This is a genomic window from Enterobacter sp. R-25 (assembly GCF_049913205.1).
In the GTDB taxonomy this organism is placed as follows: Bacteria; Pseudomonadota; Gammaproteobacteria; order Enterobacterales; family Enterobacteriaceae; genus Enterobacter; species Enterobacter ludwigii.
The window spans coordinates 2,278,639-2,296,342 of the sequence record NZ_CP183982.1 but is presented as its reverse complement, the minus strand read 5'-3'; the positions used below and the strand labels follow the sequence as shown (position 1 = coordinate 2,296,342).

The 17,704-nt window shown below is 54.3% G+C and carries 17 protein-coding genes; 5 read left to right on the top strand and 12 right to left on the bottom strand.

All coding sequences use genetic code 11. From position 1 onward, the window contains the following. Nucleotides 1–146 precede the first annotated feature (146 nt). Nucleotides 147–509 carry a hypothetical protein gene (locus ACN9MQ_RS10970; protein WP_020884170.1) on the bottom strand — a complete coding sequence of 121 codons (363 nt, stop codon included), beginning with the start codon at nucleotides 507–509 and terminating at the stop codon, nucleotides 147–149. 242 nt (nucleotides 510–751) lie between these two features. Here ACN9MQ_RS10970 and ACN9MQ_RS10965 point away from each other — a divergent pair, with 242 nt between their 5' ends. Beyond that, nucleotides 752–982 carry a DUF2554 family protein gene (locus tag ACN9MQ_RS10965; protein ID WP_025204219.1) on the top strand — a complete coding sequence of 77 codons (231 nt, stop codon included), beginning with the start codon at nucleotides 752–754 and terminating at the stop codon, nucleotides 980–982. Here the strand turns inward: ACN9MQ_RS10965 and ACN9MQ_RS10960 are convergent, their stop codons facing one another. Next, nucleotides 983–2,947: a peptidase U32 family protein gene (locus ACN9MQ_RS10960; RefSeq protein WP_040017455.1), complete on the bottom strand. Its 1,965-nt coding sequence runs from the start codon at nucleotides 2,945–2,947 to the stop codon at nucleotides 983–985. An 80-nt stretch (nucleotides 2,948–3,027) separates the two neighbouring features. Beyond that, nucleotides 3,028–3,555 (bottom strand): helix-turn-helix domain-containing protein, encoded by a 528-nt coding sequence (locus ACN9MQ_RS10955; protein ID WP_014170026.1) that lies wholly within the window; start codon nucleotides 3,553–3,555, stop codon nucleotides 3,028–3,030. Between the two features lie 92 nt (nucleotides 3,556–3,647). Here ACN9MQ_RS10955 and ACN9MQ_RS10950 point away from each other — a divergent pair, with 92 nt between their 5' ends. Beyond that, nucleotides 3,648–4,814, top strand: coding sequence for a benzoate/H(+) symporter BenE family transporter (locus tag ACN9MQ_RS10950; RefSeq protein WP_426021091.1), 1,167 nt, complete (start codon nucleotides 3,648–3,650; stop codon nucleotides 4,812–4,814). Here the strand turns inward: ACN9MQ_RS10950 and ACN9MQ_RS10945 are convergent. Further along, nucleotides 4,794–5,666, bottom strand: coding sequence for a helix-turn-helix domain-containing protein (locus ACN9MQ_RS10945; RefSeq protein ID WP_113656205.1), 873 nt, complete (start codon nucleotides 5,664–5,666; stop codon nucleotides 4,794–4,796). The two genes, ACN9MQ_RS10950 and ACN9MQ_RS10945, sit on opposite strands and share 21 nt — an antisense overlap. Nucleotides 5,667–5,839: 173 nt before the next feature. Between ACN9MQ_RS10945 and ACN9MQ_RS10940 the strand changes: the two genes are divergently transcribed. Continuing rightward, complete coding sequence (locus tag ACN9MQ_RS10940; RefSeq protein ID WP_270291634.1) at nucleotides 5,840–6,736, top strand: DMT family transporter; 897 nt, start codon at nucleotides 5,840–5,842, stop codon at nucleotides 6,734–6,736. A gap of 32 nt (nucleotides 6,737–6,768) precedes the next feature. On the opposite strand, the gene ACN9MQ_RS10935 is transcribed toward ACN9MQ_RS10940, so the two are convergent. Then, nucleotides 6,769–7,443: a DUF3313 domain-containing protein gene (locus tag ACN9MQ_RS10935; protein ID WP_020884175.1), complete on the bottom strand. Its 675-nt coding sequence runs from the start codon at nucleotides 7,441–7,443 to the stop codon at nucleotides 6,769–6,771. A 135-nt stretch (nucleotides 7,444–7,578) separates the two neighbouring features. After that, on the bottom strand, nucleotides 7,579–9,174 hold the full coding sequence (locus tag ACN9MQ_RS10930) for an ABC transporter substrate-binding protein (RefSeq protein ID WP_032681027.1): 1,596 nt from the start codon (nucleotides 9,172–9,174) through the stop codon (nucleotides 7,579–7,581). A gap of 111 nt (nucleotides 9,175–9,285) precedes the next feature. On the opposite strand from ACN9MQ_RS10930, the gene pepT reads away from it, so the two are divergent. Further along, entirely contained in the window at nucleotides 9,286–10,515 is a 1,230-nt protein-coding gene (gene pepT / locus ACN9MQ_RS10925; RefSeq protein ID WP_020884177.1) for a peptidase T, read from the top strand. On the opposite strand, the gene tehB is transcribed toward pepT, so the two are convergent. Next, on the bottom strand, nucleotides 10,512–11,105 hold the full coding sequence (gene tehB, locus ACN9MQ_RS10920) for a tellurite resistance methyltransferase TehB (protein ID WP_395014669.1): 594 nt from the start codon (nucleotides 11,103–11,105) through the stop codon (nucleotides 10,512–10,514). The two genes, pepT and tehB, sit on opposite strands and share 4 nt — an antisense overlap. Beyond that, on the bottom strand, nucleotides 11,105–12,106 hold the full coding sequence (tehA, locus tag ACN9MQ_RS10915) for a dicarboxylate transporter/tellurite-resistance protein TehA (protein WP_044867108.1): 1,002 nt from the start codon (nucleotides 12,104–12,106) through the stop codon (nucleotides 11,105–11,107). The genes tehB and tehA overlap by 1 nt, the downstream gene beginning before the upstream one ends. A gap of 122 nt (nucleotides 12,107–12,228) precedes the next feature. Here tehA and ydcK point away from each other — a divergent pair, with 122 nt between their 5' ends. Further along, complete coding sequence (gene ydcK, locus ACN9MQ_RS10910) at nucleotides 12,229–13,209, top strand: YdcK family protein (RefSeq protein WP_047366223.1); 981 nt, start codon at nucleotides 12,229–12,231, stop codon at nucleotides 13,207–13,209. On the opposite strand, the gene rimL is transcribed toward ydcK, so the two are convergent. From rimL to ACN9MQ_RS10890, 4 genes are all read right to left on the bottom strand, one after another. Beyond that, a complete protein-coding gene (gene rimL / locus ACN9MQ_RS10905; RefSeq protein ID WP_426021093.1) occupies nucleotides 13,204–13,752 on the bottom strand; it encodes a 50S ribosomal protein L7/L12-serine acetyltransferase in 549 nt (182 codons plus the stop codon). The genes ydcK and rimL overlap by 6 nt on opposite strands. A gap of 47 nt (nucleotides 13,753–13,799) precedes the next feature. Continuing rightward, on the bottom strand, nucleotides 13,800–15,455 hold the full coding sequence (locus ACN9MQ_RS10900) for a glucan biosynthesis protein D (RefSeq protein ID WP_068794621.1): 1,656 nt from the start codon (nucleotides 15,453–15,455) through the stop codon (nucleotides 13,800–13,802). A 242-nt stretch (nucleotides 15,456–15,697) separates the two neighbouring features. Further along, on the bottom strand, nucleotides 15,698–16,471 hold the full coding sequence (locus ACN9MQ_RS10895; RefSeq protein WP_025204230.1) for a transporter substrate-binding domain-containing protein: 774 nt from the start codon (nucleotides 16,469–16,471) through the stop codon (nucleotides 15,698–15,700). A 10-nt stretch (nucleotides 16,472–16,481) separates the two neighbouring features. Further along, on the bottom strand, nucleotides 16,482–17,651 hold the full coding sequence (locus tag ACN9MQ_RS10890; RefSeq protein ID WP_104439969.1) for a pyridoxal phosphate-dependent aminotransferase: 1,170 nt from the start codon (nucleotides 17,649–17,651) through the stop codon (nucleotides 16,482–16,484). Nucleotides 17,652–17,704 lie beyond the last annotated feature (53 nt).

Below are 17,704 nucleotides of genomic sequence, written 5' to 3'. Positions count from 1 at the left end.
AGACAAAAAAAACCGCCATAATATGGCGGTAAATGCTTGCATGGATAGATTTGTATTTTGGTCTCTACGTCCCGACACTCCATGGCCGGGCAGCGGATCTCTTACAAACTAACATCCATAGTCTCAATGAAAGGTAAACAGCCTGATTAACCCGCTTTGGTATTGATTTGCAAATAACGCATCAGACCCTGCTCCGCGCTCTGTTTTGCATCATCATTGATGGCTTCCAGATAAAACGAACGCGACACACCATACGGTGCTTTTTCAGACGGATAAACCGCAAACTCGAATGTTTTACCTCTTGCCTGATTGGTGCAGCCTAATTGCCAGCGCTGGTCATCAATTTTGGTGCTATTACAGGCCACGCGTCCGTAATCGCTGGTTAAATATGACCCAACACGCGCTTTCGCGGACTGAATATATTCTGGTTCGTCATTACTAATAGAGTAAATACCTGCACCCGCCCCAACAGCAACCACCAGCAGCGCAAGCGCTATCATTTTTTTCATTTAACAAGACCCATTCCTTAGCCAGAGTTTAACCATTATATAGGATTTATCCTTAAAGCTAGTGGCTAATTACGTACCAGAATTGGCGGTTAACAAACTTGATGCTAATTTTAGGAAAAGTCTCATCACAGCTGTCGCCGCACAGAATTTGACACTCTCTTTGCGCTAATTTGAATATTTGAATAATTTCCCGACGAAATTATTGGCATGATAGTCCCGCGATGGCATTCAACGGTGAAATAATGATGAGAAAAGGGTTAACGCTGATATTGCTGGTGTGTGGGTTATTTTCAGGGCAGCTGATGGCAGGACATAAAGGCCATGAATATGTGTGGGTAAAGAATGTGGAGCATCAGCTCCGCCATGAAGCGGATAGCGATGAATTACGCAGCGTTGCAGAAGAGTCAGCGGAAGGTTTGCGCGAACACCACCTGTGGCAGAAATCGCGCAAACCTGACACGCACTTTCGGTAATTAATTACCCTTACGCTTCGGCAGGGTTTTCATTAAATCGTCCGGGCTCACGGAGGCCACAACGCTACCCGGCGACGGCATTTTGAAAATATGATTTTTCATCTTGCCAATCACATGCATTTCGCACGGACGGCAGTCAAATTTCAGGGTCAGCACTTCGTCGCCATTCACCAGCTGCATCGGTGTGGCCTTCCAGCTTTTAATATTCCCTTTCGCCTGTTTCGGGCAGAGGTTGAAGGCGAAGCGGAGACAGTGCTTGGTGATCATCACCGGCACGTCGCCCTTCTCTTCATGCGCTTCATAGGCTGCGTCAATCAGCTGTACGCCGTGACGGTGATAGAATTCACGCGCTTTGTGGTTATAGACGTTCGCCAGGAAGGACAAGTGCGTGTCAGGGTAAACCGGCGCAGGAACGGTTTCGGCCTTGCGGCTGCCGCGTGGATAGTTAGCCAGGCGGGCGGCATCCAGCATTTCTGCCGTCTCGCGGCGGAACTGATTCAGCTGGCTGTTCGGAACAAACAGGGCATCCGGCAGGTTAACGTCGATATGACGCGCGTAGTAAAGGGTCTGCCCCAGCTTCGCCACGCCATCCTTCAGGTTGTTAAGGGCTTTTTCCGCGTTGTTTGCCACCTCGAACAGGCCATCAAGCGTGTGCGTCACGCTGATACCGTCTTCACAGGTCATGGTCAGGATCAGCTGCTCTTCCCAGCCGCCCAGTTCAATGTCCACCGCGATACGACGTTCGCTCGAGGTTTTCAGTAGCGCCTGCTGCCAGTTGTGGTCAAGGTTACGGTTCAGTGCCGCGTTAGGGCGCGCTTTGTAGAGATCCGCAGGCATCTCGTTTGGCCATACGCGATAGCGATTTTCACCGGTTTTTTCCACCGTATTCGCACGGAAGCCCACCACTTCACGCTTGATCATCACGTTCAGGCCATCGCCGTTGGCCAGCGGCTCGGTCACTTCCACGTCGAGGTGATCTTTTGCCACTTTCAGCACTTCACCCACCGGTAAACCGATAAACTTCGGTGAATCAAACGCGCCGATATCCCCTTTACGGGCATTCACAAAGTAGTCAGTGCTGCCGCGATGGAAAGTTTTGTCCGTTGACGGAATAAAGAAATGCTCGGTACGACCGGCCGACGCACGCGCCAGGTCACCGCGATCTTCAATGATGGCATCCAGCATCTGACGATAGTGAGCGGTGATGTTCTTCACGTAGCTCATGTCTTTATAACGCCCTTCAATCTTGAAGGAGCGCACGCCAGCGTCAATCAGCGCACCCAGGTTGGCGGTCTGATCGTTATCTTTCATCGAGAGCAGGTGTTTTTCGAACGCCACAACGCGGCCCTGATCGTCTTTCAGGGTATACGGCAGACGACATGCCTGAGAGCAGTCGCCGCGGTTGGCGCTGCGCCCCGTCTGGGCGTGGGAAATATTGCACTGACCAGAATAGGCGACGCACAGCGCGCCGTGGATAAAGAATTCAATGGTTGCGTCGGTCGCCTGGTGAATATCGCGGATCTGGTTCAGGTTCAGCTCACGCGCCAGCACGATCTGGGAAAAACCCACATCAGAAAGAAACTTCGCCTTCTCTACCGTGCGGATATCGCACTGGGTACTGGCATGCAGTTCAATGGGAGGAATATCCAGCTCCAGCACGCCCATATCCTGCACAATCAGGGCATCGACGCCGGTCTGGTAGAGATCGGTAATTAAACGTTGCGCAGGCTCCAGCTCATCATCATGCAGAATGGTGTTCAGGGTCACGAACACTTTCGCCCCAAAGCGATGGGCGAACGGCACCAGTTCAGCAATATCGCTCAGGCTGTTGCTGGCGTTATGGCGGGCACCAAAGCCAGGTCCACCAATGTAGACGGCATCAGCACCATGAAGGATCGCTTCACGGGCGATGGAGGCGTCGCGGGCCGGGCTTAAGAGTTCGAGATGATGGGATTGCAGGCGCATACTTCGTCGTTATCCGTTATGGTCAAAATGGCGGCTATTGTAGTCAGAAGTATGCGGCAGCGAAACAGTTTTGCGTCGCTTCAGCGGGGATAATGGATCAGGGAGTGAAAATGCACCGGCCGGTCGCTGCTGTTGCGATAGGCGTGCGGTTTATCCCCGGCAAAACGCACCCCCGAATCGGCAGTAATGGTCTGCCACTCGCCATCAATGTTCATCTCCAGTTCGCCGCTGATCACCACCACGTGTTCAATCACGCCAGCCTCGTGGGGCGTGGATTCGCTCAGGGCACCGGCAGCGAGGGTTATCGAAAAGTGGTCAAACTTTAGCGTCTCATCCCACGGGAATAACGGTTTCACCACCATCGCCTGCTGTTCCGGGTCGAATACCGCCTGCCTGTCAGCTGCCGGCGTGATGAAGGCAGAAAAAGGGATGTTCAGCCCCGTGGCGATTTTCCACAACGTGGATACCGTCGGGCTGGATTCATTGCGCTCGATTTGCCCGAGCATGGCCTTTGAAACGCCGGTCTCTTCCGCCAGTCTGGCGAGGCTCCAGCCACGCGCCTGACGCTCGGTTTTCAGTGTGTAAGCAAGATGTTGTGTGATGTCCATGTTCCCTCCTGATGCGACCGATCATACCACTTGTACGCTATAACGCACAGTGTTACCTTAGGGCGGACGTTATAACGCACAACGGAGTTTTCATGCGCCCTTTATCCTCACTCTTTCCTGCCGTTCTCGCCGGTTTTGTCGCCGTTCTGGTGGGATATGCCAGTTCCGCCGCCATTATCTGGCAAGCCGCCGCTGCCGCAGGCGCAAACGCGCAGCAGATCGCCGGCTGGATGACGGCCCTGGGGATAGGTATGGGGGTCAGCACGCTGGCGCTTTCCTGGTGGTATAAAGCCCCGGTGCTCACCGCCTGGTCTACACCAGGCGCGGCGCTGTTAGCCACCAGCCTGCACGGGGTAACGCTTGCCGAGACCATCGGGATTTTTATCTTTGCCAACGCGCTCATTCTGCTGTGCGGCGTAACCGGGTTGTTTGCTCGCCTGATGAAGCTTATCCCGCATTCCCTTGCCGCCGCTATGCTCGCCGGGGTGCTGCTCAGGTTTGGACTGCAGGCGTTCAGCAATCTTGAGGGGCATTTTTTACTGTGCGGCAGCATGCTGGCGGCATGGCTGTTCGCCAAAGCGCTGGCACCCCGCTACGCCATTGTCGCCACGTTGCTGGTGGGCAGTATGGTGGCCTGGGCGGGAGGTGACGTTGTCACAAAAGAGTTAACCCTTTCCGTGGTGATGCCCACGTTTATCGTGCCAACCTTTACGTTAACCAGTCTGATAAGCATTGGCGTGCCCTTCTTCCTGGTCACCATGGCGTCCCAGAATGCGCCGGGCTTCGCCACGATGCAGGCTTCCGGCTATCCGCTGGCCGTATCACCGCTGATGATCGTCACCGGAGGGCTGGCACTGGTGTTATCCCCGCTCGGCGTCTTTTCCATCTGTATCGCCGCGATCACCGCTGCGATTTGCCAGAGCCCGGATGCGCACCCGGATGCCAGCAAACGCTGGCTTGCCGCCATGGCCGCAGGCGGGTTTTATCTGCTGGCGGGCATTTTTGGCGGATCCATTTCTGGGCTGATGGCCTCCCTTCCCCTGAGCTGGATCCAGATGCTCGCCGGCCTGGCGCTACTGGGCACCATCAGCGGGAGCTTGTATCAGGCACTGAACAACGAAACGGAGCGCGACGCGGCAATTGTCACCTTTCTGATGACCGCCAGCGGCGTCACGATCCTGGGTATTGGCTCTGCGTTTTGGGGGCTGGTGTTGGGCGGCGTATGTTATACGGTCTTTTCACACCTTCGCCGCGCGTAGCTGCGAGGGCGTTATGCCCATCATGCTGCGAAAGCGGTTACTGAAATGGCTGGCGGAGTTAAACCCGCAGGCCAGCGCGATATCGGTGAGCGGTGTGCTTGTGTGCTGCACCAGCGCTTTGGCTTTCTCCATTCGACGCTGCATCACGTACTGATGCGGTGCCAGCCCCATGGACTGACGGAACATCCTGGCGAAATGATACTCGCTCAGCGCGGCCTGTTCGGCCAGTTCCGCCAGCGTCAGCGGCTGGGAAAGGTTCTCTTCGATAAACGCCAGCACGTTACGCAGCACAAACGGCGACAACCCGCCGGTCACCACCGGCAGCTTCCACTGCACGCTGGAGTAATTCTGTAACAGGTGGGTCATCAACAGCGTAGACGCGGTACTCAGGGTGAGCTGGTTAGCTTTTTGCTGCCAGTCGCAGCCGAGCAAAAACTGACGGTAAAGCGCGGTAATTTTCGGGTCGCTGCCGAAGATCTTTTCATCCAGCGTCAGGGACAGCGGGCGCTTGTCCCAGATTTTTTCCCCGACATCACGCAGATGCTCATCGGTGCAGTAGAGATGGACAAACGACAGATCATCGCGAATATCCCACGTCGATTCACTCTCTTTTGGCATCAGACAGAAACGGTCCGGGCCGCCGCCGTTTTTCCAGCCGCCCGGCGTTTTTTGATAGCTCTCATAACCGTCCGCCACGTACAGGCTGAGGGTATGGTGATTACTTTTCACGGTTATCGTGTCGTGCTTGTTGTACCAGGCTGCCAGTTGAATACCGGAATTCAGCGCAACGGTTTCCCGCAGCACGGCGTTCTGCTGGCGTAGCGTTTCAAAGGTATCGTAAGCGCGAGACATAGCTATTAACGGGTGAGTAATCAGACTCTCAGTCTATGAAGTGTTGCGCCACGATGCCAGATCTGCAGCCACAAAAAAGCGCAAGAATATGCAAGTCCACCGCAAATCGGTGAAAGCAATGTCATGCCACTCGCGCCAGACTGCTCTTTTCGCTGTGTGAGAAGAGAGCAACAATGAACGCATTACTCTATGGACTGGTGGTGGTGATATGGGGAACAACCTGGATTGCCATTTTCCTGCAACAGGGGCCAGTCGCAGCCCCGGTGTCAATTTTCTGGCGCTTTGCCGTGGCCTGCGCCACGATCATGATCGTCTTAATTGCCCTGCGCCGGCTTCGTAAACTGGCCTTGCGGGATCATCTCTTTTGCATGCTGCAGGGATGCTGCATTTTTTGCTTCAACTTCTGGTGTTTTTATACCGCCGCCGCGCACATTAATACCGGGCTGGAGTCGGTGATTTTCTCGATGGCCGTACTGTATAACGCCATCAACAGCTTTATTTTCTTCGGTCAGCGCCCACCCGCACGCTTCTGGACGGCGGCGGCCCTGGGGCTTATCGGGATCATCACCCTCTTCTGGGACGACCTGCTGGCGAGTGGCTGGAGTGCCTCCCTGCTGACGGGGATTGGTCTTTCAGCACTGGGGACCTACGGGTTCTCGCTGGGCAATATGATCAGCATGCGCCACCAGCGAAAAGGGCTGGAGACCATGACCACCAACGCCTGGGCGATGTTTTACGGTACGGTCATTATGGGCTGCATTGCCCTGTTCCGGGGTGACAGTTTTATCCCCGAGTGGACGGTGAGTTACATTGGCGCGCTGCTTTATCTCGCCATTTTTGGTTCGGTCATCGCTTTTGGTGCCTACTTCACGTTGGTGGGACGCATTGGCCCGGGCAAAGCGGCATACAGTACGCTGCTCTTCCCGCTGGTGGCGCTGTCCATCTCCACGGTATATGAAGGTTACGTGTGGCATCTCAACGGCATCATTGGATTACTGCTGATTCTGGGCGGGAATATGGTGATGTTTACGAAACCGGAAACCTGGTTCAGACGTTTGCGTATGGCATAAAAAAAGGCCTGCATTGCTGCAGGCCGTTTTGATTATTTCGCGGTTTTCTTAACATCAAACATGGTGGCATCCGTCGCCATGTCATCCACAACCTGTTTTAACGTTGCGAAGCCCATTGGCGTGTTTTCGTTCGCCAGCTCTTTACCTTCGCCTTTACGCACGACCTTCATGACCGGCTTATTCGTCGCCGAATCAATCAGCTCGCCTTCGAAGAAGAGATGGGTATCCATGGTGCGGTGCCCCGTTGCCATCTGCGTACCTGCAACCACTAACGCGACGGGCACTACTTCATAGAACTGCAGACCTTCTTTCTGTGAACTCACACCGGTAATCGCACCGCGGAAGATCAGGCTGTGTTTACCTGGCGTTGTAACAACAGGTTTACGCTGGCTGATTGCCGCTTTCATTTTGGTGTTGGTATAAGCCAGAAGCTCATCAAGCGTTTTTTGACCAATTTGGGTCGTTGGTTTTGGCGCTGGATAATAGGTGATTGGCGTCCATAAAATACTGTCGTAATTTGCCTCGTTATACGACGGGTCGACCCAACGCAGCGTCGGTTTACCCGTTGCGGACGTTGTTTGCTGCAATCCAGAATAATCTTTTAAAAAGCCTGAATATTGTTCGGGGGCGGCGACTTTAGACGAACAGCCCGCTAACGCCAACAGACCAGAAAGCACTGCAACTTTAAAAAAAGTGTGAGTACGCATGATGGTATTCCATGTTATCTGCAAGTATGCATTTGAAGTTATAGCAAAAGTCTGGCGGGTTTGTTGTGACAAAAAATGATGTAAGCAGCACAAATTGCGAAAAGATTGCCCGACTGAACGCCGGGCAGAGAAAAACTACTGATTAATATCAACCTGCCAGAACAAATGCTTGCCAAACGGATCGATTTCATAGCCCGTGACTTCCTTGCGCACCGGTTCAAAAATCGTCGAATGGGCAATCATTACTGCCGGCATCTGGTCATGCATCATCTGCTGGGCCTCTTTATACAGCGCCACGCGTTTATCATGATCGGTTATCGATTTCGCTTCAGCGATAATTTTATCAAATGGTTTGTAGCACCATTTGGCGGAATTAGATCCACCGTTAGCCGAAGTACAGGTAAATAACGGACCAAAGAAGTTGTCCGGGTCGCCGGTTGCGGTCGTCCAGCCCATCAGCGCGGCCTGGTGTTCACCGCCCTTCACCCGCTTAAGATACTCGCCCCATTCATAGGTGACGATTTTGGTCTGGACGCCAACCTTCGCCCAGTCGGCCTGAATCATCTCCGCCATCCGTTTTGCGTTCGGATTGTAGGGACGCTGAACCGGCATCGCCCATAAATCGATGCTGATGCCGTTTGCAAAACCAGCCTCCTTTAACAACGCTTTCGCTTTTTCCGGATCGTAGTCGTAATCCTTCAGTTCGCTGTCGGCGCTCCAGACGCCGGGTGGCAGTAGGTTTTTCGCCGCCGTGCCGGTGCCGTGGAATACCGCGTCAATAATGGCCGGCTTATTGATGGCCATTGCCAGCGCCTGGCGAACCTTCACGTTATCCAGCGGAGGTTTTTGCGTATTGAAGGCCAGAAAACCGGTATTCAGCCCGGCTTTACTCATCAGATTAATGTCTTTGTTAGCCTTCATGCGCGGCAGATCCGCCGGGTTTGGAAACGGCATCACCTGACATTCGTTCTTCTCGATTTTGGCAAAACGCACCGAGGCATCGGGCGTGATGCTAAACACCAGCCGATCCAGCTTCGATTTGCCCTGCCAGTACTCCGGAAACGCAGTGAACAGGATGCGCGAATCTTTCTGGTACTGCGCCAGCTTAAACGGCCCGGTGCCAATCGGGTCCATATCCACCTTCTCCGGCGTACCGGCTTTCAGCATCGCGTCGGCATACTCCGCCGACAGGATCGAGGCGAAATACCACGCCAGATCGGCGACAAACGGCGCTTCCGGATGGGCGAGCGTAAAGCGCACGGTGTGCTCATCGACTTTATCAATGGCCGTGATCAGGCTACCGAACTCAAGGCTCTCGAAATTGGAATAGCTGCCGTTAGAGACGTTGTGATAGGGATGGTTTACATCCTTCTGGCGCATAAATGAGAAAATCACGTCGTCGGCGTTAAAGTCGCGCGTCGGCCTGAACGATTTATTACTCTGGAATTTCACCCCTTTACGCAGATGGAAGGTATAAACCTTGCCGTCCTCGCTCACCTCCCAGCGTTCCGCCAGGCTCGGGACCAGTTCCGTTGTACCCGCCCTGAAATCGACCAGCCGGTTATAGACCGGCACGGCACTGGCATCCACGCTGGTTCCCGACGTGTATAACTGAGGATTAAAGTTTTCCGGCGATCCTTCAGAGCAATACACCAGCGTTTTTGCCGCGACGGTGGAACTGACCGTGAGCGCAGCAAGTGCCAGCGTTAACATTGTGAGTTTGCTTTTCATCATTTATTCCTGTCTTTTTAATTCGACGGCTAATTAATTCTTTTGCCATTTCATAAATATCATTAAAGTGATGTAGCAAACACCTGAAAAATAAATACAGAAGGAATCACTATGGGCTCGGCACTCTCCAGACAATTAACGCACCGCTTCTTCCGCTATCTCGCCATCACCAGCCAGAGCGATCCCAGAGTGAACACCCTTCCCTCTACGCCGGGCCAGCACGACATGGCGCGTGAGCTGGCCCAGGAGCTGGCGCAGCTGGGTTTAGACGATATTGTGATTGATGAATACGCGACGGTTACTGCGGTTAAAAAAGGTAATGTAGCCGGGGCGCCACGCATCGGTTTTATTACCCATATTGATACCGTCGATGTCGGTTTATCACCGGATATTCATCCACAAATATTAAAATTTACGGGTGAAGACCTCTGTTTGAATAAAGAGAAATCAATCTGGTTACGCGTAAAAGAGCATCCGGAAATTCTGGCTTACCCGGGTGAAGAGATTATTTTCAGCGACGGGACCAGCGTATTAGGCGCAGATAATAAAGCCGCCGTCACCGTGGTCATGACGCTGCTGGAAAACCTGACGCCAGAACATCAGCATGGCGACATTGTGGTCGCGTTTGTGCCGGATGAGGAGATCGGCCTGTGTGGCGCGAAGGCGCTGGATCTAAACCGTTTTGACGTTGATTTTGCCTGGACCATCGACTGCTGTGAGCTGGGTGAGATTGTTTACGAGAACTTCAACGCCGCGGCGGCAGAAATTCGCTTTACCGGCGTAACGGCTCACCCCATGTCCGCCAAAGGCGTGCTGGTTAACCCACTGCTGATGGCGACAGACTTCATCAGCCATTTTGACCGCCAGCAAACCCCGGAATGCACCGAGGGGCGTGAAGGCTATATCTGGTTTAACGGCATTCAGGCGGGGCAAAACGAGGCCGTCTTAAAAGCGAATATCCGTGATTTCGATAAAGCACAGTTTGCCGCCCGCAAGCAGCAGATTGCCGATGTCGCGGCGTTGATTGCCGGACAGCATCCTACGGCAAAGGTGGAGTATCGCATTGAAGATACCTACAGCAATATCAGCAATGCGATTGGTGAGGATCGTCGCGCTATCGACCTGATGTTTGAAGCCATGGAATCCCTTGGGATCACGCCCAAACCGACGCCAATGCGCGGCGGTACTGACGGCGCAGCGCTCTCGGCAAAAGGCCTGCTCACGCCAAACTTCTTCACCGGCGCGCATAACTTCCACTCGAAGTTTGAGTTTTTGCCGCTGTCGTCGTTCGAGGCCTCATACAACACAGCCCTGCAGCTCTGCCTGCTGGCCGCCCGTTAAGCGGGCTTGCGCGCCAGCAGCGTGGCAAAACGCAGTTTGATGCGGTTACCGTTCTCGTCGGTGCGGTGCAGTTCGCCCACCTCTTCGTTGTACTTGAGCAACGCCCAGCCCTCGTAGTAGTTGCTCAGTTCACCGCTTTTGAACGCAAACGGGAAGCCGACGGTGCACGGGTAATCCGCCGTGTCCATCGCGGCAACAATCAGGTTATAACCGCCGGGTCTGGTGCAGCGCTGCATATTGCCGATCAGGCCCGGAATGGTTTTCGCGTCCAGGAACATCAGCACCACGGTAGAGAGAATAAAATCGTATTCGCCCTCAAAGCTCAGGTTGTTCAGATCTTTGATTGCCGTCTGCAGGTTTACGATGCCTTCTTCCGCTTTGATACGCTCAATATTATCGATACTCAGGGGATTTTTATCCCACGCGGTCACGTCGTAACCGTTGGCTGCCAGATAGAGGCTGTTACGCCCGTTACCACAGCCCAGATCCAGCGTTTTACCCGGTTTCACAATGCCCGCGCTGTACAGCACTTCTGAGTGCGTACGGGTTAAGCCATATTTCTCTGTGAAGTAATTTTCATCAACAGCCATTATTTTTCCTCAGATTGCATAAGCAGCGCTTTATCAGTGCGCACCAGAAGTTTGCCCTGTATCAGCAAGATAAACGTTCTTACCAGCAGCATCCCGATGATGACATTGGTAAAGATAAACAGTGGGACGGCAATGGCGTGGAAAAAGCCCGACGGACTGCTCTGCCCAAGATGAAGCCCCGTGGTGGCCAGGGCCGACACGCCAAACGAGAAGCTCCAGAACGAGGCGTTAAACGGCTGGGACAAATACCATGGCATCAGCCGTAACATAAACAGCAGTTGCAACAGGCCGTAGCCGAACAGCATTTTGGCAAATGTATCTGCCTCACCACCATTGACGCTAAACCAGGCGCTGCAGGCCACCAGCGCGGGGGCCAGCTGAATACCCAGCGAGGTTCGCAGCGCGGAAGGTAACTCCCCGGCGCTACGAAGTCGTTGCAAAATCACCGGCTCAAGGCTGAGCCAGGAAAAAACGCCCGCCCCGAGAAACACCAGCCCGGCATCGTTAAACCCCAGCGCGCCGCACGCCATGGCGCTGATAAAGTTGTTTGCCACCGTGGGCAGATATAACCCCGGCGTGGTGGCCTCTTGCGGATGGTTACCGCGCCATAATCCGGCGCTTTGCCAGGCAGCATAAGCCAGCTGTATCACCACCCCGACGCTAAATAACACCAGTGACACCGGACGCAGCCAGGGCACAAAACCGATGGCGACCAGCATCGTTGTGGCGGGAAAAAGGCTGACAAAACTGCTCATCACCGGGTGGCGCATCTCGGCCAGCACACTTCGCGGGAAACGGATCGCCCGGGCGATAAACGCCACCGTCAGCAAAAACCAAATCACAATCGCAAGGGCCACCAGGCTCTCACCCGGCCAGCGCGTTACGGGCCAGAGCGTGCTGGCGTATCGCCAGGCGAATCCCATCCCAATGATGCCAAGCACCATACCGAAGTAACCCGCGGGCAGGTTAAGCACTTGTTGAGCGTTGTTATTTTTATTCATTAATTTGAATTTTTAAAATGTATTTTAAATGCCATTTTAAGGGGTTTCCGCGACGGATGCCAGCACTACGAAACACCGAAAGTTTGCTACGTTTAGTGGAGACGCTTACCCGAGACTCCATGATGAAAAAATACAGGCTCAGCGAGGACACCCGCCTCTGGCAATGGAAAAACGGCGAGACAACGCACTCGACGTCGTTACGACAGATTATTGCCACGGCGAATTTTAACGACATCGTGAGCGGCACGAAAGGCGGTTGGGTTGAAGATGAGAGCGCCCTCGCGCACGAAGGCGACTGCTGGATCTACGATGAAAACAGCGTCGTCTTTGCCGGTGCGACGGTGTCCGGCAACGCGCGCCTTACCCTGCCTTGCATCGTCAGTCATGACGCGCAGATTGGCGACAACTGCTGGCTGGACGGCGCGGAGGTCAGTCACGGCGCGCGCATAAGTGACAACGTCACGATACAGCAATCCTGTGTGCGCGGCGAATGCCATATTTTCGGCGAGGCGCGGGTGCTTCATAACAGCGTGGTGATTGCTGCCAAAGGGCTTACGCCGGACCATGAGCAGATCCTGAAAATTTATGACAAGGCGACGGTAAGCCAGTCACGCATTGTGCATCAGGCGCAAATCTACGGCGAGGCAATGGTTAATTATGCCTTCGTTGAACACCGGGCGGAAGTTTTCGACAGCGCCATCCTCGAAGGCAACGATCTCAATAACGTCTGGGTATGTGACTGCGCAAAAGTGTACGGTAACGCCCGCGTCATTGCCGGTTTTGACGACGATGCCATCCCTACCGTCCGCTACAGCTCTCAGGTGGCTGAAAACGCGGTGGTGGAAGGAAATTGTGTCATTAAACACCACGTCCTGATTGGCGGTCAGGCCTGGCTGCGCGGCGGCCCTATCCTGCTTGACGATAAGGTCGTGATCCAGGGACGGGCGCGTATCAGCGGCGATGTGCTTATTGAGCATCGGGTTGAAATCACCGACGATGCGGTGATTGAGGCTTTTGCCGGTGAGAACATCCACCTGCGCGGAGAAAAGGTGATTAACGGCGACCAGCGCATCACCCGTACGCCTCTGTTGGGGGCGTTATAGCGGGTAAATTTTGCCGTAGAGATTCACATCGTCAAAACGGCCATTCAGGAACTCCGCTTCCCGCAGGCACCCCTCCAGCGTAAAACCGTTGCGCAGGGCAACGTTGTTGCTGGGTTTATTCGCCACCCGACACTTAATGACAAAACGGCGGATCTCGCCTCGCTCGACGTAATAGCGCATAAACGCCTGCAGCGCCTGCGACAGAATGCCCTCTCCCTGATGCGCCTCATCCAGCCAGTAACCGATGTATCCGACTTTGTTGGCGGGTTCAATCGCATTAAACGACAGCACGCCGACCAGGTCCTCATCCTTGAAAATCAGAAACATTTTGGCGTAGCCGCGCTGGTGCAGCATCTGATTACTCAGCACATTACGACGGGTGTCATCTTCGGTGCCCACATGCTGCGCCCAGTCAAAGGCGGTTTGCAGCCAGGCTTTGTTTCTGATGACCATGTTGTGCAGATCGGCGGTATAGCGCTCTTCGACGGCGCGAAGCTCAAGATGGTCAGTCACCGGGATAATTTCAGATTCAGTATCGATCATGGTCCCTTCCCGTCACCCTCTCCCCGCCGGGGAGAGGGAATAAATGGTCAACGCATGATGCGATCGTCAACGTAGTTACGTTTGTCCGGCGCAGGCGGGAAATACTGATACAGCCAGGTCTCACTGATCGCATCTCCCTGACAGCGCAGGAACATGCGCATGTCCACCGGTTCGGTCGAATCCGAGGTAGGATACCAGTCGAACAGAATGCGATAGCCGTCAAACGGCTCAACGTAGAGGATCTCAACCTGCTTCGCCTCACCGCTGGAGAGGGTAATGACCGGCTCAATGCCTTTTGGCGCGGCAGCTTTCAGATCGCCCCCGACGAAGTCGATAGCAAAGCGACGGGCCCACACTTTCGGGTAGTTTTCGCCCGGCGCCCAGCCTTCCGGGAACCCACCCATACCGGTACGGGTCGCGAAGACATTCGCCAGTGGGGAACGGACCGGCGGCATGGCGCTCCAGTAAAGACGGTATTTAAAGTCCAGCTCATCGCCCGCTTTCACCGGTTTTTCTGGCTGCCAGAAGCAGACCACGTTATCCAGTGTTTCACCCGTTGTCGGGATCTCCATCAGGCCAACCGCACCTTTACCCCAGTCGTTACGCGGCTCCACCCAGAGGCCTGGGCGTTTGTTATACCAGCCCATGACGTCCTGATAATGCGAGAAATCGCGATCGAGCTGGAGCAAGCCGAACCCTTTCGGGTTTTTGTCCACAAACGCATTAAACTGCAGCTTCTGCGGGTTGTTCAGCGGACGGCAAATCCACTCCCCGTTACCGCGCCACATGGCGAGACGGTCAGAGTCATGAATTTGCGGGTGGATGGTATCGCACATGCGGCGTTCGTTTGTACCGCAGCTGAACATACTGGTCATCGGCGCAATGCCGAGCTGTTTAATGTCTTTACGCGCATAGAGATGGTTTTCCACCTCCATGATCACCTGGCTCTTCTCGCAGTGGATCACGAACTTATACGCACCGGTGATGCTTGGGCTGTCCAGCAGCGTATAGACGGTGAAGGTAGTGTCGCCCGGTTTGACGGTTTCGAACCAGAACGCGGTGAAGTCAGGGAACTCTTCCGGCGTGTCGGTAAAGGTATCCACCGCCAGACCCCGCGCGGAAAGACCATACTGATAGGTATCATCAACCGCACGGAAATAGCTCGCCCCCAGGAATGAGACGATATCGCGACGCGCCAGTTCCGGTGCCTTGAAGGCGCGGAAACCGGCAAACCCAAGATCGCTTTGCCCTTCCAGCTGCTTCGTATCAACACCGGTTTCACCGTAGCTGAACAGCTCAGGACGGAAGTGGATTTCGCGCGCCTGTGACGTTGACTGATCCAGCGAGAACATGCGCACGCGGCGACGGAAACCCATGCCCATATGGAAGAACTGCACGTCCAGCTGACGGCCTTCAATGTTATTCCACAGTGACTGTTTTTCATCGTAACGGATGGCGTTATAGGCCTGCGGCGTCATGGTCGCCAGCGTGTCCGGTAACGGTCGCGGTGCTCCGCCCCATGGGGTTTTCGCCAGGTCATGGGCCATGGATTGCAGTACGGAGAAGTCAAAACGACGGCTCTGACCGTCAGCAATGTCAGAGTCAGCAGCGTAAGCCGCTTTGGAAAACAGGGAAGCAAGGCCAGTTGTGCCGCTCAGGGCTGCCATTGCCAGCGAGCCTTTTAGAAAACGTCTGCGATTCATGCCTGGAAAAACGTCCTTATGGTCGTGTGAATGTGTTTCGCACTCGGCGAAATGACGGCAAGAAAGAACGCACAGCCTAAACAAAAATGGTTAAGAATCCAATTGTTGGGCGGCGATTATCTGTACAAAGTGCGAAATATTTTCTGTCGACCAGAACGACCCGAAAAAGGTGTAAAGAAAGGTATAAAGACGTGTATAAAAATGCCCCGGCTGGACATCGTCAGTCGGGGCAAATGAGGCGGTTATTTTACGCTGACATCGATACCTGGGAAGTACTTATCAGCGAGTTTAGCGATCGTGCCATCGGCACGCACTTTATCAATTGCGGCATCAAGTTGCTTTTTGGTGGCCTCGTCCCCTTTACGCAACCCAAAGCCGATCCCACTGCCGAGGATAGTGTCGTCCGACACCGGTTTGCCGATAAAGCCAAACCCTTTCCCCTGCGGCTTGCTGAGGAAACCTGCCTGCCCGGCCGCGGACATGACCAGCGAGGCGTCGATACGGCCATTCAGCAGATCGCCCCAGGCCATATTCTGATCTTTATAAGACACCACGGTGACACCCTGCTTTTCCCAGTGCTCTTTCGCGTAGGTTTCCTGAATGGAGCCCTGCAGGACACCGATGGTTTTGCCCTTAAGCCCCGCGGGCGTTGCCTCTACCGCGGTACCGGCCTTGCCAACGAGCTGCGACGGGATGCGGTAAATCGGCTGGGTAAAATCAATACTTTTACGTCGCTGTTCGGTGATGTTCATCGCCGAGTTAATGGCATCAAATTTCTTCGCCACCAGGCCCGGTATTAACGCATCAAAAGAGGTTTCAACCCAGGTGCATTTCAGCGCTGCGGCTTTGCAGATGGCATTGCCCAGCTCAACGTCAAACCCTTCCAGTTCGCCGGCAGCATTTCGGCTTTCAAACGGCGGATATTCCGCCTCCAGCCCGTACCGCAGTTCGGTAGCCGCGAATGACGAAAACGTACACAGCAATCCCATGCCGACAACTAACGCGCGTAATTTCATCTCCAACTCCTTAGCGTGGTTTTACCCGACACAGGGCCTGGGCACCTGCCCGTAACGTCGCCTCATCTTTCGCAAAAGAGAGACGAATCAATTTATTATCCGTACCATCCGCATAAAACGCCGACAGCGGAATGGTGGCCACTCCATACTCAACGATCAGCCGTTTCACCAGTTCACTGTCGCGCTCATCGCTAAACTGGCTGTAGTCGGCCAGCAGGAAAAACGAACCGGCGCTCGGCAAGAGTCTGAACGGTGATGCCTCCAGCAAACTTTGCAGCAGATCACGTTTGCGCTGATAAAACGCCGCCAGCGACAGCCAGGTTTGCGGGTCAATCATGTGCTCTGCAAACGCATGCTGCATTGGCGTATCGGCAGAAAACATCAGAAATTGATGGACTTTACAAATCTCATCCATCAGTACCGCCGGAGCAACACAGTAACCCACGCGCCAGCCGGTCACGTGATAGGTTTTTCCGAAGGAAGAGATAATGACGCTCCGCTCCGCCAGCTGCGGATGTGTCGCCATACCGTGGTGCGGTTCACCATCAAAGACGACGTGTTCATACACTTCGTCAGACAAAATAATGATATCGGTATTGCGGGTCACCGCCACCAGCTGCTGCAGGTCCTCTGCTGAGAAGACCTGCCCGCTCGGGTTGTGCGGGGTATTGATGATAAGCATGCGCGTGCGCGGGGTGATCGCCGCACGGACTTCATCCCAGTTGACGGCAAAATCCGGCACCGTCAGTTTAATGGCAACCGGCGTGGCCCCCTGCAGGCGAACAATCGGGGCATAACTGTCAAACGACGGTTCAAAGTAGATCACTTCGTCGCCCGGGTGCACCAGCCCGCTGATCGCCGAATAGAGTCCTTCACTGGCACTGGCGGTGACCAGCACTTCGCTGGCCGGGTCATAGCGCGTGCCGTAGAGGGTGGCAATTTTATCCGCAATACGCTCTTTAAGCGGCTGCAGGCCGGTCATTGCTGCGTACTGGTTGTGCCCTGCCTCCATCGCCCGGGTCACCCCGGCGACCAGTTTGGGATCGCAGGAAAAATTGGGTGCACCCTGAGAAAGATTGATGGCGTTATGCCGGGCGGAGAGCTGGCCGATAACGGTAAAAATCGTGGTTCCCACATCGGGTAATTTGGAACGGGTGTGCACCGGAGTGTGTAACGTCATCCTCTTTCCTTTCTCATGATGAATGCATAACTATTCAAACAACAAGTCAGTTG

Excerpts from the sequence above, each read along its gene's own strand:
- pepT (WP_020884177.1), top strand. The coding sequence starts at position 9,286 with ATGGGCTCGGCACTCTCCAGACAATTAACGCACCGCTTCTTCCGCTAT.
- ACN9MQ_RS10965 (WP_025204219.1), top strand. The coding sequence starts at position 752 with ATGATGAGAAAAGGGTTAACGCTGATATTGCTGGTGTGTGGGTTATTT.
- ACN9MQ_RS10895 (WP_025204230.1), bottom strand. The coding sequence starts at position 16,471 with ATGAAATTACGCGCGTTAGTTGTCGGCATGGGATTGCTGTGTACGTTT.
- rimL (WP_426021093.1), bottom strand. The coding sequence starts at position 13,752 with ATGATCGATACTGAATCTGAAATTATCCCGGTGACTGACCATCTTGAG.
- ACN9MQ_RS10890 (WP_104439969.1), bottom strand. The coding sequence starts at position 17,651 with ATGACGTTACACACTCCGGTGCACACCCGTTCCAAATTACCCGATGTG.
- ACN9MQ_RS10945 (WP_113656205.1), bottom strand. The coding sequence starts at position 5,666 with ATGTCTCGCGCTTACGATACCTTTGAAACGCTACGCCAGCAGAACGCC.
- tehB (WP_395014669.1), bottom strand. The coding sequence starts at position 11,105 with ATGGCTGTTGATGAAAATTACTTCACAGAGAAATATGGCTTAACCCGT.
- ACN9MQ_RS10955 (WP_014170026.1), bottom strand. The coding sequence starts at position 3,555 with ATGGACATCACACAACATCTTGCTTACACACTGAAAACCGAGCGTCAG.
- ACN9MQ_RS10900 (WP_068794621.1), bottom strand. The coding sequence starts at position 15,455 with ATGAATCGCAGACGTTTTCTAAAAGGCTCGCTGGCAATGGCAGCCCTG.
- ACN9MQ_RS10930 (WP_032681027.1), bottom strand. The coding sequence starts at position 9,174 with ATGAAAAGCAAACTCACAATGTTAACGCTGGCACTTGCTGCGCTCACG.
- tehA (WP_044867108.1), bottom strand. The coding sequence starts at position 12,106 with ATGAATAAAAATAACAACGCTCAACAAGTGCTTAACCTGCCCGCGGGT.
- ydcK (WP_047366223.1), top strand. The coding sequence starts at position 12,229 with ATGAAAAAATACAGGCTCAGCGAGGACACCCGCCTCTGGCAATGGAAA.
- ACN9MQ_RS10960 (WP_040017455.1), bottom strand. The coding sequence starts at position 2,947 with ATGCGCCTGCAATCCCATCATCTCGAACTCTTAAGCCCGGCCCGCGAC.
- ACN9MQ_RS10950 (WP_426021091.1), top strand. The coding sequence starts at position 3,648 with ATGCGCCCTTTATCCTCACTCTTTCCTGCCGTTCTCGCCGGTTTTGTC.
- ACN9MQ_RS10970 (WP_020884170.1), bottom strand. The coding sequence starts at position 509 with ATGAAAAAAATGATAGCGCTTGCGCTGCTGGTGGTTGCTGTTGGGGCG.
- ACN9MQ_RS10935 (WP_020884175.1), bottom strand. The coding sequence starts at position 7,443 with ATGCGTACTCACACTTTTTTTAAAGTTGCAGTGCTTTCTGGTCTGTTG.
- ACN9MQ_RS10940 (WP_270291634.1), top strand. The coding sequence starts at position 5,840 with ATGAACGCATTACTCTATGGACTGGTGGTGGTGATATGGGGAACAACC.